This is a genomic window from Paenibacillus glucanolyticus NBRC 15330, assembly GCF_004000885.1.
Taxonomy (GTDB): Bacteria; Bacillota; Bacilli; order Paenibacillales; family Paenibacillaceae; genus Paenibacillus_AQ; species Paenibacillus_AQ glucanolyticus.
Map to the genome: position 1 here is coordinate 1 of NZ_BIMC01000007.1, position 16,810 is coordinate 16,810.

The 16,810-nt window shown below is 49.9% G+C and carries 16 protein-coding genes; 4 read left to right on the forward strand and 12 right to left on the reverse strand.

Features of this window, described 5'->3' with window-relative positions:
- Positions 1-332: 332 nt before the first annotated feature.
- Positions 333-1,364, forward strand: a complete 1,032-nt coding sequence (locus PGL02S_RS12610) for a ribonucleotide-diphosphate reductase subunit beta (RefSeq protein WP_006208017.1) — start codon at positions 333-335, stop codon at positions 1,362-1,364.
- A gap of 395 nt (positions 1,365-1,759) precedes the next feature.
- On the opposite strand, the gene PGL02S_RS12615 is transcribed toward PGL02S_RS12610, so the two are convergent.
- From PGL02S_RS12615 to PGL02S_RS12655, 10 genes are all read right to left on the reverse strand, one after another.
- Positions 1,760-3,022, reverse strand: a complete 1,263-nt coding sequence (locus PGL02S_RS12615; protein ID WP_051449342.1) for an MFS transporter — start codon at positions 3,020-3,022, stop codon at positions 1,760-1,762.
- Between the two features lie 405 nt (positions 3,023-3,427).
- Complete coding sequence (locus tag PGL02S_RS12620) at positions 3,428-4,369, reverse strand: GNAT family N-acetyltransferase (RefSeq protein ID WP_036643744.1); 942 nt, start codon at positions 4,367-4,369, stop codon at positions 3,428-3,430.
- Positions 4,370-4,492: 123 nt separating this feature from the next.
- Positions 4,493-4,636, reverse strand: coding sequence for a hypothetical protein (locus PGL02S_RS28165; protein ID WP_162158349.1), 144 nt, complete (start codon positions 4,634-4,636; stop codon positions 4,493-4,495).
- 155 nt (positions 4,637-4,791) lie between these two features.
- Positions 4,792-5,589: a DUF817 domain-containing protein gene (locus PGL02S_RS12625; protein WP_036643746.1), complete on the reverse strand. Its 798-nt coding sequence runs from the start codon at positions 5,587-5,589 to the stop codon at positions 4,792-4,794.
- Between the two features lie 302 nt (positions 5,590-5,891).
- Entirely contained in the window at positions 5,892-7,319 is a 1,428-nt protein-coding gene (locus PGL02S_RS12630; RefSeq protein WP_036643749.1) for an MDR family MFS transporter, read from the reverse strand.
- A gap of 82 nt (positions 7,320-7,401) precedes the next feature.
- Positions 7,402-7,815 carry a MarR family winged helix-turn-helix transcriptional regulator gene (locus PGL02S_RS12635; protein ID WP_036643750.1) on the reverse strand — a complete coding sequence of 138 codons (414 nt, stop codon included), beginning with the start codon at positions 7,813-7,815 and terminating at the stop codon, positions 7,402-7,404.
- A gap of 253 nt (positions 7,816-8,068) precedes the next feature.
- On the reverse strand, positions 8,069-8,836 hold the full coding sequence (locus tag PGL02S_RS12640) for an AAA family ATPase (RefSeq protein WP_036643752.1): 768 nt from the start codon (positions 8,834-8,836) through the stop codon (positions 8,069-8,071).
- Between the two features lie 180 nt (positions 8,837-9,016).
- Positions 9,017-9,607: an AAA family ATPase gene (locus PGL02S_RS12645; protein WP_036643755.1), complete on the reverse strand. Its 591-nt coding sequence runs from the start codon at positions 9,605-9,607 to the stop codon at positions 9,017-9,019.
- 53 nt (positions 9,608-9,660) lie between these two features.
- Entirely contained in the window at positions 9,661-10,206 is a 546-nt protein-coding gene (gene ssuE, locus PGL02S_RS12650) for an NADPH-dependent FMN reductase (protein ID WP_006208007.1), read from the reverse strand.
- A 324-nt stretch (positions 10,207-10,530) separates the two neighbouring features.
- Positions 10,531-11,346, reverse strand: a complete 816-nt coding sequence (locus tag PGL02S_RS12655; protein ID WP_036643756.1) for a VanW family protein — start codon at positions 11,344-11,346, stop codon at positions 10,531-10,533.
- A gap of 214 nt (positions 11,347-11,560) precedes the next feature.
- Here PGL02S_RS12655 and PGL02S_RS12660 point away from each other — a divergent pair, with 214 nt between their 5' ends.
- On the forward strand, positions 11,561-12,469 hold the full coding sequence (locus PGL02S_RS12660; protein WP_036643758.1) for an SDR family oxidoreductase: 909 nt from the start codon (positions 11,561-11,563) through the stop codon (positions 12,467-12,469).
- 26 nt (positions 12,470-12,495) lie between these two features.
- On the forward strand, positions 12,496-12,978 hold the full coding sequence (locus PGL02S_RS12665; protein ID WP_006208004.1) for a hypothetical protein: 483 nt from the start codon (positions 12,496-12,498) through the stop codon (positions 12,976-12,978).
- A gap of 50 nt (positions 12,979-13,028) precedes the next feature.
- On the opposite strand, the gene PGL02S_RS12670 is transcribed toward PGL02S_RS12665, so the two are convergent.
- Both PGL02S_RS12670 and PGL02S_RS12675 read right to left on the reverse strand, forming a co-directional pair.
- Positions 13,029-14,777: a bifunctional ADP-dependent NAD(P)H-hydrate dehydratase/NAD(P)H-hydrate epimerase gene (locus PGL02S_RS12670; RefSeq protein ID WP_036643760.1), complete on the reverse strand. Its 1,749-nt coding sequence runs from the start codon at positions 14,775-14,777 to the stop codon at positions 13,029-13,031.
- 72 nt (positions 14,778-14,849) lie between these two features.
- Positions 14,850-15,482: an NAD(P)-dependent oxidoreductase gene (locus PGL02S_RS12675; RefSeq protein WP_036643763.1), complete on the reverse strand. Its 633-nt coding sequence runs from the start codon at positions 15,480-15,482 to the stop codon at positions 14,850-14,852.
- 341 nt (positions 15,483-15,823) lie between these two features.
- Between PGL02S_RS12675 and PGL02S_RS12680 the strand changes: the two genes are divergently transcribed.
- Entirely contained in the window at positions 15,824-16,720 is an 897-nt protein-coding gene (locus PGL02S_RS12680; RefSeq protein WP_063455981.1) for a hypothetical protein, read from the forward strand.
- Positions 16,721-16,810: the final 90 nt, after the last annotated feature.

Below are 16,810 nucleotides of genomic sequence, written 5' to 3' on the forward strand. Positions count from 1 at the left end.
CTCCCTTGGGGAATCGCTTCTCATGCGGTGCGGGGACCTTTGAGGTACTTCGCGCGGTTGTTGAGTTGCTGTCTGCTGGGATCGCTCTCCCTTTGGGAGTCGCTTCGCATGCGGGTGCTACAAGCATCGAACGGCTGTAAGCGGGATTGAATATACTTTCTAATACAAGACTACAAGGGTAAGGGTATCCAAGCGGAAGATTTTACGTCCGCCTTTGAGAGCCCTTTGATACCATTAAATACATTCAAGCAAAGGGCGGACTACAGCGGCTGGAGAGTGGATACCCGTCCCTCAACCCGCCCTATTATGATATGCAAGGAGAGAGAATTGGCATGCAAATGCAAAAGATATTTAACACCGAAGCACCCAACCGCTCCACCCGTGTAATTGAAGGTGAGTGCTCCGGGATCTTGAACTGGAACGACATTCGGATGCCTCATATGTATAAACTGTACAAGGTGCTGCTGCTGAACCACTGGATCGCGGACGAAATCCCGATGTCCAAGGATGCGCAGCAGTTCCCTACACTGGACTCAGAGGAACAGCGTACCTTTAAAATCAACATCTCCCTGCTGGCTGTGCTGGATTCCATGCAGACGATGTTTGTCAGCGATGTGAAGCGTTATTTTACCGACTCGTCACTCGAAGCCATCTCGGCCATCATCGGTCAGCAAGAGGTCGTTCACAATCAATCCTATTCCTACGTGCTCTCTTCCATTGTTTCGGATCAAGAGCAGAAGGAAATCTTCGAATACTGGAAGCATGATCCGGTTCTGCTGGAGCGCAATCAGTTCATTTCAGATATTTATCAGAACTTCCGCGATAATCCGTCGCCGCAAACCTTCTTTGAAGCGATGGTGGCCGACCTGATCCTGGAAGGTATCTTCTTCTATAGCACGTTTGCCTTCTTCTACAACCTGGCTCGCGACCAGAAGATGATGGCAACCAGCCAGATGATCTCTTACATTCAGCGTGACGAGAACCAGCACTGCTACTTCTTCGCCGAAGTATTCAAACAGCTGCTCAAGGATTTCCCAGAGCTGAACTCCCAAGAGAACATCGACTACCTGTACCGCACCATCGACCGTGCCGTTGAGCTCGAGACCAACTGGGCACACTACACGCTCAGCAATGTACGCGGCATCGATCTGAACGAGTTGGGCGACTACATCAAGTACATCGCAAACCGTCGTATTACGATGATGGGTCTGGAAAAAGCTTACCAAGGCGTAGACGTCAACTGCATGCCATGGATCAAGCCTTTCTCGGATGAAGCTCTGAACGCAACCAAAACCGATTTCTTCGAAGCCAAATCCCGTAACTACGGCAAGGTTGGCGACGACAACGGTTTTGACGATCTATAACAGAGTCTTCAAAGTCCTTGGGACACCCGCAAGCTTTGCAATATTCTTAAAAGCGCTTCTAGGCTAATATAGCACTAGGAGCGCTTTTTCCCTTTGGGAACGCTAAAAGATTGGCGTAGGGACGATGAAGCCATTGTGTACTGATATTGAGTCTCTGCCTACAGGGGGCCGGTCTTCTATCGGTCGGTTAAACTGAGCTACCTCAACAACATCTCACCACGAGACCATTAGGCAAGTCCCCAAAAAACGAACAAACCTCGGAGTCATTGTCTCCGAAAGTATGATGTGATTTTCTAAGGGGGGAATCGCTTTCTCGCTTAATAAAGAAATTCGCTCACTCAAATAATATTTCAATTTATGGATATTTTCTAAATTCCATTAGAAAACTTTATATTCTAATGGGTTGTATTAATCTGTTTTACTGTTCCGACAACAATGTGTTTTTTCACATAGAATATAAAGAATATTCCTAGGCCAATTTCTAACACACTGGTCAGTATAGGTACAGAGCGAATTCCAAAATGGTATATAAAGACTCCAGTTAGAAACGCCCCCACTTGTATAGAAGCTAAACTACAAGTGTTCCAAAGGCCAAACAATCTTCCTCGTAAATGAGCAGGCACGTCAGTTTGCATTATTTGTCGTTCAAAAGGTACGATAAATGCACCTACAAAAGCGAATAACATTAAACTAATCGCACCTTGATAGAGGTGCTCTGTAAAACCAAAGAGCGTCCAGGTCAGCCCCATCAATATATATACATAACCATACTTATAAGGGTTCTTAAACAAGAACTTGTTATTAGCTAACCAGTAGCCTACCAATACTGAGATAATACCTTCAGATATATAGAGTAAACTGATACCATAATGCTTTGTTTCATAGACATTGGATACAAATTGCTCTAACATCAAATTAAATGATCCAATGATTATTCCCCCTGATAGAGCTGCAAGTAGGACAAGTTTTACAAATTTTTGTTCTTTTATTACTTGTATTCCTACAACAAACTCCTTTTTGATGTTCTTGGAACTTACCATTTTCCTATTGTTTTTCATGGTAATTCTACTAATTATAATTGCTGAAACAAAAAATGAAAGCGAGGTAACCATCCAAGCAATATCCAGATCTAAGAAGGAAATTAAGGTTCCACCAGCTGCAGCGCCTAGTAATCTAATAGAACTTGTTATTGTGAAATTAAAGGAGTTAGCTACAATTAAATCATCCTCTTCAATTAAATCAGGTATGATCGTTTGACGTGCAATAGTTGCTAAAGAGTTTAGAAGTCCACCTAAGAACCTTAATAAACAGAATAAAATCCAAGCATACATACCACCTAGTAACGGAACAACGATATATCCTAGAAATAAAATTCCCCGAAATACTTCTGAAAAAACAATCACCTTCTTCGGATTAAATCGATCGACTAAGAAACCAACTAAAAAACTAAACATTAAAGGCGCAAGTCCACTTACAGCCCATAACATCCCTAGTTGAATTCCATTGTCTGTAATTTGATTAAGTAATACAAGCATCGCTATGAAGGAACCCCATGAGGTTAAACCTGTTAGAATGTTCGTATACGTTAAATATTTGTAACTGGGGTATTTCCTCCAAATTAATGAAATCTGGTTCGTTTTTTTCAATTTAATCCCCATCCCCTCTCTTTAAGTAGGATTCGAATTCTTGCCAATCTATTTTATTAAGTATCTTAAGGCATTCTAAAGTCATTAACTCTCACAAATTATCATTTCGCCTCCTTCATTTTATGTGGAAATTTTAACAATATATTAAGAAAATGTATATTGAGAAATTATTCTCTGTTGATAGGTCTTATAAAATTCATAACTTAAATATTGGAATAATATTAAAAAAAATATAAATACATTACGTCTGCCTGAATCCTTGATCCAATGATATTAAAATTGAAAAAATCAAAAAAAGCTCCTTCAACAAACACAAACCTCCGCGATATTCCTGCCAGGAATATCACGGAGGTTTTTTTAACGCACTTGGATCGGCTGCATTCCAATCATCATCTTATCATCTTGCTATCTAGTGGGTTACCACTTGGCTGCCCATACCTCGATTTCTACCTGAATGGACGGCATCGCAAGTGCCGGCACGTAGGCCATCGTCATGGCCGGCGCCTTTCCACCATGGAACTTTTCCCACACCTGATGGAAGTGTACCCAGTCTACCTGCTGTACTGCCCAAATATTGATTTTGACGATATGATCCGCCGAGAGTGCTTCTGCTGCCAACAGGCGCTGAATGTTCGCCAGGGTATTCTCGACTTGTTCCTTCATATCATCCGGCAATCCCCCCTCCATATCGGTTCCCACCTGCCCGGACAAGACCAGCAGCTCGGCTCCCTTCGGAACCTTGGTAACATGGGTATAAGGCCCGATTGGCGGAGCGATGACAGAGGGATTGTACCGCTGAACTTGGGACTGAGACCGGTGATCCTCTTCATTCAGAATAGCCAGCGTCTGATGGTCCTCCCACTGTCCGTTGATGTTTACATTTTTTCTGGCAATGCCTTCCTGATGGAATCCGGCTTTACACAGCACTTTAATCGATCCCAGGTTATGCGGCATTACCCCCGCCTCAATCCGGTGGAACTTCAATTCCTGAAAGGCATGCTTCACCACCAGCTGAACGGCCTCCGTCATATAACCCTTTCCATTATGGCGTTGGTCCAGGAAATAACCGATCCAGCAGCTCTGCAGATTCCACCGCACCACTTCGGTCAGCATGATCTCCCCGATAACCTCTTCGGTGTCTCGCAGCCCAATCACATAGAGATATCCCTGATCCCTTTTACTTGATTTCAGGGCTTCTTGAATCCGTTCCAGCTGTCCCTGGCGGGTATAGAAGGCTTCTTCTCTTAAACCCGTGAACCGTTGAAAAAAATCCCGATTCTCCACCTCAAGCTTCAGCAGCGCATCCGCATCCGATTCCTCTACTGGCTTTACATAAATCTGTTTTCCTTGCAATAACATAGCGTACCTCTCCTCTACCGGAAAAATGAAAAACACAAAAAACACCACAGAGCTCCTGTGGTGTACATGCCGATCTATGCAGCCACAGGTAAGCGACCTGTGGTGTTTAATTCCACTGCATCCTCATTCGAACAACCGAATGGAAGGATCCTTGATCGCTGAATATCCGATTATGGACATACTTCTCCCGTCCTCGGATAGATCAAAGAAAACAGCGGTGGAGCATCCCATGCCTTTGGACAAAGACGCCAACGATCTTTTTTTCATGTGAACACCCCTCCGTTCCATCTCATGTTGTTCCTATATTCCAATCCTCTATATTCAGAACATACTCGTTCTCATCCTGCATCTTCAACGTAAGTCTATAGTTAACCATAGTTACACGTGTTCTGCAAGCAGGATCCAATATCAACGGAGCCGCCTCACATAACCGTTCCCTTGGGATTGTCCTTGGACGGCCCTCTGCCCAGCTTAAGGTGCTTCAACTGAGCCACGATGATGACACTGATCACCACCAGCAGGAACCACGAGCTGATTTTGCCGATATGCACCAGACTCCATGTCCGCTCCTGACCCGGATAGGTCCAGGCCCCAAGGAAGGTTGAAATATTCTCCGCAATCCAGATGAAGAATCCAATCAGCAGAAACGACAGCACCAGCGGCATCCGCAGTGTTTTGCCGTCAACGTCAAAGTACACCACCGTTCTGCCGAACACCACGAATAATAGCGCCGTAAGGAGCCAACGGGCATCCCATACATAATGATGGGTGAAGAAATTAGCATAGATCGCGGCGCTCAGCAGTACGGTGAGCATAGGCAGCGGCCAGCCGGTAATACGCAGATTCATTCGCCGCCAAGCCTGACAGATATAACTCGCAACACTTGCATACATAAAGCCGCTGTACAGCGGCACCCCGCCGATTTTACTCCAGGCTTCCTCAGGGTAAGACCACGACCCCATATGGACCTTATACAGCTCCAGCATCAGGCCGATGACGTGAAAGACACAGATCACCTTCAGCTCATCCCACGTCTCCAGTTTACTGACAAGCATCCCGATTTGAGCCAGCACACATATAAGAAGAATGAGATCATAACGCGGGATTCCTGGAATTTCAATGATTTTGCTCAATGCGAGCGCTCCAAATATGATAACCGGAAAAATACAGGACAACGCCTGCTGATAACCGAATACCCATAACTTTCGTATAAAATCCATAAGTCCCTCCTGCATAGCAGCTCATTAGGTTCACCCTACCACAGACCCTGATTTGAATAAAAGAACAGCATTGTCATAATTGACCCAGGTTATCCTCGATAAAAAGTAAAAGAGAGAGCAGCACCTTCTACTGCTCTCTCCGTTCGATATCGTTCCAGACTATTTGTATTCGCGTGTCAGCACCCTCATGCAATACAACGCATAATCGTTTAATCGCTTGATGTTATTAGAAATCATTTGCCATAGGTCATGCTTTAGCGATCAGATGAATGACCTTCCTCAAATACCCGATACCGGCGTGGTCAGACTGCGACATGCTGAACCGGTTTTTTCTTTTTGACTCGTAACAAAAATGTAAGAGGTATGGCCACGACAGCCACCATCGTCCCGATCAGAAATACGTCATCGATGCCCATCGTGGTGGCAACGCCCTTGGTCGTGGCACCCGCTCCCATATAGTATGAGGTTCTGGATACCACCAGCGCACTGAAAATGCCGATGGATAACGAGGCAAGCCCTTGACGAGCCCAATTCGTTATGGATGACGCATGGCCCGAATATTCACTGGACACCGCACTCATCGCTGCATTCGTTAACGGCATATTACACAGCGCGATACCGAGGCAGCGGATCAATTGCAGCAGTGAAATGTACAGCACCGAAGTATGAGTGCCGATTCCGCTAAAGGCCAGGGTGGCGGCCACAATGATCAGGACACCTGTAATCACCAGCCGGAACGGACCGATCCGATCATAAAATTTGCCGATAATCGGCGAGGCAGCCGCCATGACAATCGCTCCCGGCAGCATGATCAGCCCCGTATCCATTGGAGACAGCTTCAGCACAGTCTGCAAATACAGCGGCACCAGAAGCGTTCCGGTATAAAGCGATATCGTCACAATACAGTTCAGCATTAAGCTGTACCGAAACCGCGGAAACTTGAATACCTTGAGCTGCAGCAGCGGGGATTTGATGCGCAGCTCCCACCTAACAAAGAACAACAGCAGCAATATGCCGGAGAGGAGCAAAGACAGCGTCTTCCAGGAGCCCCATCCCCAGTCATTGCCGTGACTGAACGAGAGCAGGAGCAAGGAACTGCCCAGCACCACGGTCAAGAAACCGAGGAAATCAAACGTCTTTTTCTCCGTCAGTCTGTAGAAGGGTATGAATTTACTTACGATGACGATAGATATCAGGCCAATGGGAATATTCAGAACAAAGATCGATTTCCAGCCAAAATATTGAACCAGCCAACCTCCCAGGGTTGGTCCGATAACGGGTGCCAGCATGGAGGCAAGGCTCCACAGCCCCATCGCATAGGCCTGCCGCTCACGCGGGAATACCTGATAAATAATCGTCATCGTAATCGGGATGATCATCCCCCCGAATACGCCTTGCGTAATCCTGAACGCAATCAGCGTCTCGATATTCCAGGCGACAACGCATAACAGCGACGATAGGGTAAAACCTATCAAAGCAAAAATGAACAGCCTTTTATAACTGAGCTGGTCCCCCATATAGCCTACGATGGGAGCCACAATTCCGGTTGCGAGCAGGTAGCCGGCCATCAGCCACTGGGTGGTGCTCAGCGTAGCATCGAACTGCTCCATCACAACCGGGAAAGCCACATTAATCGTGGTAATGCTCAGCACGGCCAGAAAATTGCCGAAAAACACAGCGCTCATAATTAGCCAAAATGAAGATTTCTCTTGTGTCTCTTGTGTATTCACATGAAGCCTCCTAAAACAAAATAAACCCGCCCAGGTCTGGTTAACAGAGCGGAGGCGGGATACGAGAGCATCGACTTGAACGTTATGGAAATAATTTTTTGCCCAGCAATCGCAGCAAAATATACAGATGATCCGCCTCATCCTGATCCATCTGCTTGAAGGATTCCATGACGGCATAATCCCCCTCGCTGCGAGCATCAAGCACAAGCTGCCGGCCAGTCTCCGTAAAATTGACATAGTGGCTTCGTCCATCGCTCGGATTGGGCGTTCGAACCACCAGCCCCCGTTGCTCCAACGCATCCACCAAATACGTAATCGTCGCAGCTTTAAGCTCCATATGCTCAGCCAGTCGATTGGGAAGCCAAGGCCCCTGCTGCTCAATCAAACTTAAGATCTTATACTGATTCATTGTCAATTCGTTCTTTCTCAGATGACTTAGAAAAGATACGACCCGATGCCTCGTCATTTTATCCGACAACTCACGATACATGTCCATGAGTCTCTCAACGCTTGCTTCTCTTTCGTTCTCCAGAGCATTTCACCTCGGTTCTTATTTTAGTTCAACAATTCTAAGTTGTAAACACCATTTTCATGATTTTCATTCCTTTTAACCCTTATATACAGATGATATCCACTTAATTACTTAAAAAGTTCAAAGTTTATTTCACATGTTTGAAGTGGATTTCTTCCGAGAAAAAAGGGCGCCTCCGATCCATAAGATCTTACGGCACCCCTTGCTGTTATGTTAGCTATTCCTCATCGTCTGCAAACAATTCGCGAAGCATCGCTCCCCGATTGTTAACAAATTCCTTCGTGATCATATAATGGTCCGTATCTTCCAAGCTCGATTCCTCCACCCCGTCGGAGGTCAGCTTGTATATAATGGAATCCGGATAAGCCATGACGATAGGGGAATGGGTGGAAATAATAAACTGCGAATCCTTCTGCACCAGATCGTGAATTCGCCTCAGCAGCGCTAACTGACGGAACGGGGACAGCGCCGCTTCCGGCTCGTCCATAATATAGAGCCCGTTTCCCCAAAAGCGATGCAAAAAGGTGGCAAAAAACGATTCACCATGTGACTGCTGATGGAGCGATTTGCCGCCGTAGGAATCTTTAATGGGAGGGCCGATGCTCTCTTCGGCATCCAACCGGTCGATATTTGTCGCGACGTTATAATAACTCTCCGCCCGGAAGAAAAACCCGTCACGCGGTTTCCGCGCGCCCCGGACGGTTCGAATATATTCGTGCAGCTTGGAATGGGTCTCCTCGGTCGAGAACGAGAAATTTATCGTCCCCCCTTCCGGATTAAATCCGAGCGCCGTCGCAATCGCTTCCAGCAGCGTCGATTTCCCCATGCCGTTCTCCCCGACGATATAAGTAACCTTCGGATGAAAATCCAGCCCGTCCAAGCCCGCTACAGCCGGCAGATTAAAAGGATATTCATGAAATGAAGGAATCCGCTCCCTCATCAGCTCAACACTTCTCAGATAGGCAAGCATAACCGAACGATCCAACCCTTTCCCTCCTTGGTCTCCATAAGCAATTCCTGGATCTACTATATAACATTCCTGCCTCTGTTCCAATTCGGAGAGCGGTTGCTTGCCGCCACCCTTGCAGCCACAAAAAAAGCGCGCTATCACAGACAATGGATGGGAGCCTGTGACGGCGCGCTTCTTCTATATATGCCAAGCGAACTATTCGCGAACGATAAATTGATAGAGATCCTCGACCTTCTCTTCCGTTAAATCTCCACTGTTATCAAACACCTTGATTGATGCTTGCGGAATATCCCAGTTCACTTCCGGAACAAATTCGACGCGCTTCTTAAAGTCGTCCCAGTGATCAAGCTTCCACTGATCCCGCTCGGTCCGTCTGTCAATGATCCGCTCCTTCTGCAAATCCATATCCTGAAGCGCAACCACAATGACCTTCACATCCACATCCTTCTTCGTTAACCCCGCAGACGTAATAACCTCTTCGATCCATTCGCGGTTTTTGAGCTCGGCGGTAAACGGAGAAATCATGAACACGTTCTGTCCTGCATTCAAGTTCTCGATGCAAATATCCTTGGTTGTATCATACTCCAGATCACGCAGATTCTCTTTATAGAAAGAAGAGTCCCGATCGTTTGGATCATGGCCGTTACTTTCAAGGAACTTCTCAACAAAGCGTCCTCCAACCGTATCACGGTCGAGAAATGCAGCCGGCATGCGGACTGCCAGCTTTTTGGCTACTGTAGTTTTACCTGTACCTGCTACCCCAACAAAAAACACCAATTTTTGCAAAATGATACCCCTCCATATCCTATCTCCCCGGTTCTAATTCCTGACCATTATAACTAAACGCGTTCTGTCCGATAACGGGTTTCTTCAATAAGTTCCTCCATCGCGGAGGCCAGGCGTTCCTGCAGCACTTCCGCTACATCGAATCCGCCTTCCTCGGTACGGGCTACCTGAGCATCCACCGCATACACCCCGCCCAGAATATGCCGGGCACCGATGGATGAAAGCACCGGCTTCAGTGAATAGTCAATCGCCAGCAGATGTGCAAGACTGCCGCCAATGAACATCGGAAGCACAATCTTACCAGCCAAACCTTTTTCCGGAATAAGGTCTAGAAAGGTCTTCAGCACACCCGTGAACGAAGCTTTATAAACCGGACTTGCCACAATCACGGCATCCGCTTCGGCCACAAGACCGTTCGCTTTGACAATATGCTCGCTCTCAAATTTCGTATGAATCAAATCCTCCGGCGGCAGTCCCGCCACGTCGATCCGGCTTACTTGGAAATGGGCAGCAGCGAGCGCCTGCTCCGCTATATCCATAACCGCATTCAAGCGGGATCCGACTGTAGGACTCCCGTTAATGATAACAGCTTTCGCCATAACAATTCACCTCGGCTAACCTTATAATGTCATCCTTATCCGTTCCATAAAACAGCTATTAATCTCAGAAAAAAAAGACTTCACATGGTACTGCAAAGTCTTCTGGTGATTGGCTTGCTTGATCCGACTTTAACAGATATAAATCAGGGCAAACTTGTCAGAATTAATATCATCGTATCAATGTGTCCGCGCTTTTGTCAATGCAGCAGGGAACGGTCGGAAAAACAAACCGCAGATGGCAGTAACCAGTGATAACGAATGAGGGAGATAGCCTTCTTGTGGATCCGATTGATGAACATACGTATCGATCGCTCAATGGGCAGATCAGGATGTAACGGTCCCCTTCTCAGGAAGCAGCGGCGAATACATCATAAGCGCATGATTCTCCGTGATCCACTCATCATGAATCAGCTTGCCTTCCCTGCTGAACACCTTACGCCCGATGTCATTATGCCTCGCATATCCGCCCCACGCTTCCTGGGTTATGCGATGATCTCGTTCATAAACTTCATAGCTATAGAGCGGCACGGCGGTGGAGCGCCATTCTCCAATTAGTGCCTCCTCTGACACATGTACCGCCAGCTGGTAGGTGTCGCTGGTTGGATTATAGATCTGAAGGTCCAAATAATTATAGGCACACGTAGCTCCGCTGCCAAACGGTTGGGTCCGATTCGAGTCCGGAAAAACATCGTAGCTGTGCCGATGCCGCTCCCTCACTTCAAGCGGGGTGTGCAGGGTCATCCAGTAGATGAGGTTGGAGAGTTGGCACAGCCCTCCGCCCACACCGGCCTTAAAACCTCCATAAAACAAAACCATGCCGTCTACATACCCTTTCCTGCGGGTCGGACGTCCAATGGTCCTCCAATAGGACAGCGTCTCTCCCGGTCGGATCAGAAGTCCGTCCAAATGACGAACGGCAAGACGCAGGTTGATCGCCTTATTATGCTGATACCACATATCAACATTCTTCAACTGGCGTTTTAGCGGAGTTTGGTGCCCGAATACCGAATAGTCCAATGGCGCTGAAGCATGAGTACGCGCGAGTTTACTGCTGCTCTTCATCCATTCCCAATAACGCCGGCAGGTGAAATACTGCTTGCCTGCCCATAAGCGGAATTTTGACCGTTTGACGGGTTTCATCAGGTGACCGTCCTCCCTTGGGTCATTCGATTTAAATTTTGGAAATATTTTACCACACTGCAACCAAAAGATCGTGTGAAAATTGGCAGGAACTCCTCAGGCATACGATCTTTCTCCTATTTCGGCCGTAAACGGCACCCGGGACTGGGCGAATGCATAGAGATAAGTAATGCATCATCAATCCATGTCATTGATATACCAGAGGAGGAATGAAATGAAGCCCCAGCAGCCCATTCCATATATAGGCTCCAAAACCGAATGCAAGGAGCAGCCGATCGCCTTCCCTCCCCAGCATCAAAACTGCCAGCCTGGTTTAGAGAGCCTGATGTCGCCGCGCCCGATCAGTGAGGACCCCGCCTACCGGGGCAGCGGTAAGCTGGATGGCAAAGTCGCCATTGTAACCGGGGGCGACAGCGGCATAGGCAAAGCGACGGCCATTGCTTTTGCCAAGGAAGGTGCCGATCTGGTCATTCCATACTTATATGAGACCTCGGATGCCGAAGTCACTAAACAACGAATCGAATCGCTTGGCAAACGCTGTCTTCTGATGAAAATCGATCTGCGGTACAAAAAGAACTGCGAGACCGTGGTTAACGAGACATTAGCCTGCTTTGGCAAGGTGGATGTGCTCGTGAACAACCATGCCGTTCAATATGTACAGCACAGCATTTTGGATATTACGGAAGAACAGCTGTATCACACCTATCAGAGTAATATCTTTCCTTTTTTCTTCATGATTCAAGCCGCCCTGCCTCACATGAAATCCGGAGCCTCTATCATTAATACGGCCTCCATTACCGCTTATGAAGGATTTAAGGAGCTTATCGATTATTCCTCAACCAAAGGCGCCATTGTCTCCCTGACCCGATCCCTGGCCCTTTCGCTAGTGGATCAAGGCATCCGCGTCAATTCCGTCGCTCCGGGCTCAGTATGGACACCGCTCATACCTTCCAGCTTCTCTGCCGACGAGGTTGCCGTATTCGGAACGAATTCACCGATGAAGCGGGCCGCACAGCCCTATGAGTTGGCACCAGCCTATGTCTACCTGGCTTCGTCCATCACCTCTTCTTTTGTCACGGGTCAGGCCATTCACGTAAACGGCGGAGAGATGGTCACCAGCTAGTATGGATTCAGCAGACGTTCGTGGAAATGAATATCAAGCAGAGGATGTGTATCATGAATACCGGTATTCCCAGACGGTCCGGCCGTATGGACATGGGGTTTTACGCGTTAAACAAGCTGGCAAGCGCCGGCATTGCCGTGTTATTGCTGAGCCTGCTCGACTGGGTGTGGCCTTCCAGCGCTGAAAGGGCCTCGGCATGGTTAGGACTTTACATGCCGCAGGAGCACTGGGTATATGGATATGCGTTGACGGCCTCTCTCGCGGCCGACGCTATCCTCTCGTTCCTGCCCACACTGCATAAAGGCAAACAAGCCGCCGTGTACGGAGCGGTCGGATTTCTGTTCTTCGCCCTGTTTACGGGCGGCAATCCGGAACATCTGTGGATCCGCGCAGCAGCTGGAACGCTTACACTTCTCCTGTTCTTGTGGGGGAAGCATGCCTTCTCCAGCCAATCCCTGGCCACCCCTTTCTTTGCGTTGGCCGTCCCCGTGCTGTGCTGGGTGATCTGATCCGTCGTTTTTAACAAGAAGAAGGGCCTTCTGATGAAGGCCCTTCTAGTTCAAAGCATATCAATGACATCCCCGGCGATGACCGATGCGGGATGTCCCCGGTGCCGTGCGGCCCGCTCACCGGCACGGCCATGCAGCCACACACCGAGCGCGGCTGCAGACGGACCGGCATAACCTTGCGCCAGCAGGCTGGCAATGATGCCGGTGAGCACGTCCCCGGTACCTCCGGTCGCCATGCCGGAGGTACCGGTTGTGTTGATGTAAGCCTGTCCGTCCGGCGAAGCCACCACGGTACGCGCCCCCTTGAGCACGAGGGTAACCCCGTGCTCGGCAGCAAACCCTGCAGCGGCACCGATCCGGTCCTGCTGCAGCTCCGCGGTCGGCGTGCCCAGCAGCCGGGACATTTCCCCTGGATGCGGAGTCAGCACCGTGGCCGCGGAACGCGGTTTCCAGGCGCTGAAATCGCCGGACGATGACAGCATATTAAGCGCGTCGGCATCCACCACCAGCGGTCCTTCCCACGCTTCCCACAGTCGCCGAAGCCATCTGGAGTCCCCGTCAAAGCGGCCGAGTCCAGGACCTACAGCCAGCACGTCCCGGGTCTTGGCGAGCTCCAGCACCCGCTCAGCGGAGGCTTCGTTCCAGTTGCCTCCACTCTCTTCATCTGTTGCCGGAGCGAGCATGATTTCCGGTGCAGCTCCGCTTAGCGGCAGCACCAGGCTGGCGGGCAGCGCCCAGGTCACGAGGCCGCAGCCCGCGCTAAGCGCCGCACGGGAAGCGAGCAAACCTGCGCCGCTCATCGTGCGGCTGCCGCCTACGGTCAGCACATGACCGTAGGTGCCTTTATGTCCTTCCGCCGTGCGATAACGCGTGACATCCGCATCCAGCTCCGTCCGAAGGACCTGCGGGGTGAGCAGGTGCGTGCGGACGCCCTGCTCCCGGCACAGCGATGCAGGGATGCCGATGGAGCGCACCACCACCCGGCCTGTCGACTCGGCGCCGGGGTGCTGCACCAAGCCTCGCTTCAGGAAAGCGAGGCACACCGTCACCGCCGCCGAGATGCACGGCTCATGCCGCGCGCCGGTATCGGCGTCCAGTCCGCTCGGAATATCCGCGGACACGACCGGCAGGCCGCTGTCATTGGCGGCCTGGATCAACGCGGCGTAAGCGCCGCGGGGCGCGCCCGACGCGCCCGTGCCGAGCAGCGCGTCCACGATGCCGGTGAACGCGCCGTAGTCCACGGAGGCACGGCCGTGGACCAGAGTCGGGATGCCGAGCGCTGCCGCGGCATCCCGCTGCACCGCCGCCTCGCCGGTAAGCGAGGACGGCTCGGCGGCGTAGAGCAGCGTGACGCGTACGCCCGCGTCACGCAAGTGCCGGGCGGCGACCACGCCATCGCCGCCGTTATGGCCCTTGCCCACCAGAATGAGCCAGTGCTCCTGCGCAGAAAGCGCGGTGGGCAATCGCACGTCTCCGTCTAGGACAGGCGACGGACGGCTCATCTCCAGGGCAAGATCATTCGCGGCAAAAGGGGGGCCCATAGCAGTCGAATGCTCCGTTAAGGCTTCGCCTCGCTCCTGTCCGCTTGCCTGCGCAGGCGCGGAGGCAGTTCCGGCTGCTCCGCTCGTTCCGGAAGATGGTAAGCCGTTCCTTCTTCCTCGCTCCATCAGGCATAACTTCAAGACTTCCTCTGCGATCGCCTTGCCTGCATTTTCCATAAGTGCTGCCGCCGGAATACCGATCCTATGGATCACATGGTTGTCCAATGCCCTCATCTGTTCAGACGTCACAACATACATCCAAGCTCTCCCCTTTGCTTCGATATACCTTACACCCTTGCGGCAATGACTGAGGCTGCATCTCCATTACAACTAATAAGCAACGGTAAAACGGGACTTTACAAACTGGGGGTCATCCAGCTCATCGATTATCGCAACGGCGTAATCCTCGACCGAAATCCGGCTGCTACCGCTCTCATCCGTCACCAGGCGGTCCATGCCAATCCGAAACTGTCCGGTTCGTCTTCCCGGCTCGATGATGGCTGCCGGACTGACATAAGTCCACTCCAAATCACATTCCTTATAGATCTCGTAAGCATCCGCATGCGCGCGGGCGAGCGGTCGGATCTCCTCCGGAAATTCAGGTGTATCCATAAGAGGCACCCCGCTGTCCGCAATAAGACTTCCTGCACCCCCAGCAATCAGCAGACGGGATACGCCGCCGCGTCTCGTTCCCTCCACAATAGTGCGCGCAGCAGCAAGGAGTTCCTCTTCCTGCCCGAATTTGGGACCAAATGCGCTGATCACGGCGTCATGACCTTGAATAGCCTTCTCCAGCGATGAAGGATCCATCACGTCGGCCTCCGCTTTCTTCAACCGTTCATGCTCCGTATCCATCCGATTCGGATTACGCAGCACCGCCGTCACTTCATGACCCCGGCGCAGGGCTTCCTCTGTAATTCGTCTGCCTATCGTTCCACTTGCACCAATGATGGCTATATTCATGTTCATCGCTCCTTAGACTTAAAATTATACTATATCATCCTTCTTCATAAGCGGCATCTATTCTACAGTCCATAGCTTGTCCACCCCCAGCCTTGCTTAGGCAAGACTCTTCTCCTAATTAATTATCCGGTTATGTTCCTCTTCAAACTCCTATTATGCATCTTTACACCCATAATAAAGCCTAAAGACCTATAAAATACGGCAAAAGTAACTCCGATATATACGTAAGTGCTGCATAAATATGAATATAATTCTTTCACAATGACTTTAAGCGCAATCCTTACGTTGCATGCACCTGTCGATTCATGTCGTGTAAGATATCGAAAGGAGAACAACCCTTTATGAAAAAATTTAGTATTCGCTTGCTGACCCTTTGTCTATCCAGCAGTCTCTTGCTGCTTTGCAGTTTCTCCATGTATCCACCCGGCCCGGCCGAAGCCAAAGCCACCCAAAAATCTACCTGGTTCTGGGAAACTCCGCTGATTGAGAATGCTACACCGGAGATTCTGGATTTCGCCTCCGACCAAGGGGTCAATGTACTCTATCTGCAGATGAACCGTGATGTCCGTCCGGAACATTACCGCAAATTCATTCGCCTGGCCGGTCGGCAGGGCATTGAAGTGCATGTCCTTGGCGGTGCGCCGAACTGGGCGCTGGAATCCGAACGCCACCGTCTCGAAACCTTTATCCAGTGGACGGCCGAATATCAGGCTTCTGCTGCCCCGGATGAACGCTTTGCCGGTATTCACGTTGATATCGAGCCCCATGTGCTGGGCGAATGGAAAACCAATTATGATTCGGTCGTGAAGCAATGGCAAAACAACGTTCGCTATCTGGTAAAGGAAGCTCGCTCCTTAAACCTGCCGATTGCGGCAGATATGACCTTCTGGCTGCATACCTACAAGCTGCCCGATCAATCCATGACCCTCAGCAGCTGGATGATCCAGCAGTTTGATCAGATCGTCATTATGGCATACCGGGATTCCGCCCAGAACATTTACAACCTGGCGGCTGCCGAATTAGCCGAAGCCGACAAATATGGTAAGGAAGCGCTGGTCGCCGTTGAGACCAAATCGAGCAATGAAGGCAACTACGTTACCTTCTTCGAAGAAGGAACGGCCTTTATGGAAAAAGAGCTGTCCAAGGTCACTGCATTGGCAGGCGGCCACGCTTCGTTCTCGGGAACCGCTGTTCACGAATACAGATCCTGGAAGGAATTGCATGGCTTAAACCGCTAACATTGCAACGCACTCATCGTTATCATTCGAAAAAAGATGGCGTCTCAAGAGGCTCTTCCTCTGACGCCATCCTTTATGTTCAGTAGAAGG

Bases quoted from the DNA above. Each gene is read 5' to 3' on its own strand.
- PGL02S_RS12610 (WP_006208017.1), top strand. From the start codon at position 333: ATGCAAATGCAAAAGATATTTAACACCGAAGCACCCAACCGCTCCACC.
- PGL02S_RS12615 (WP_051449342.1), bottom strand. From the start codon at position 3,022: ATGGGGATTAAATTGAAAAAAACGAACCAGATTTCATTAATTTGGAGG.
- PGL02S_RS12620 (WP_036643744.1), bottom strand. From the start codon at position 4,369: ATGTTATTGCAAGGAAAACAGATTTATGTAAAGCCAGTAGAGGAATCG.
- PGL02S_RS28165 (WP_162158349.1), bottom strand. From the start codon at position 4,636: ATGAAAAAAAGATCGTTGGCGTCTTTGTCCAAAGGCATGGGATGCTCC.
- PGL02S_RS12625 (WP_036643746.1), bottom strand. From the start codon at position 5,589: ATGGATTTTATACGAAAGTTATGGGTATTCGGTTATCAGCAGGCGTTG.
- PGL02S_RS12635 (WP_036643750.1), bottom strand. From the start codon at position 7,815: ATGGACATGTATCGTGAGTTGTCGGATAAAATGACGAGGCATCGGGTC.
- ssuE (WP_006208007.1), bottom strand. From the start codon at position 10,206: ATGGCGAAAGCTGTTATCATTAACGGGAGTCCTACAGTCGGATCCCGC.
- PGL02S_RS12655 (WP_036643756.1), bottom strand. From the start codon at position 11,346: ATGAAACCCGTCAAACGGTCAAAATTCCGCTTATGGGCAGGCAAGCAG.
- PGL02S_RS12660 (WP_036643758.1), top strand. From the start codon at position 11,561: ATGAAGCCCCAGCAGCCCATTCCATATATAGGCTCCAAAACCGAATGC.
- PGL02S_RS12665 (WP_006208004.1), top strand. From the start codon at position 12,496: ATGAATATCAAGCAGAGGATGTGTATCATGAATACCGGTATTCCCAGA.
- PGL02S_RS12670 (WP_036643760.1), bottom strand. From the start codon at position 14,777: ATGTATGTTGTGACGTCTGAACAGATGAGGGCATTGGACAACCATGTG.
- PGL02S_RS12675 (WP_036643763.1), bottom strand. From the start codon at position 15,482: ATGAATATAGCCATCATTGGTGCAAGTGGAACGATAGGCAGACGAATT.
- PGL02S_RS12680 (WP_063455981.1), top strand. From the start codon at position 15,824: ATGAAAAAATTTAGTATTCGCTTGCTGACCCTTTGTCTATCCAGCAGT.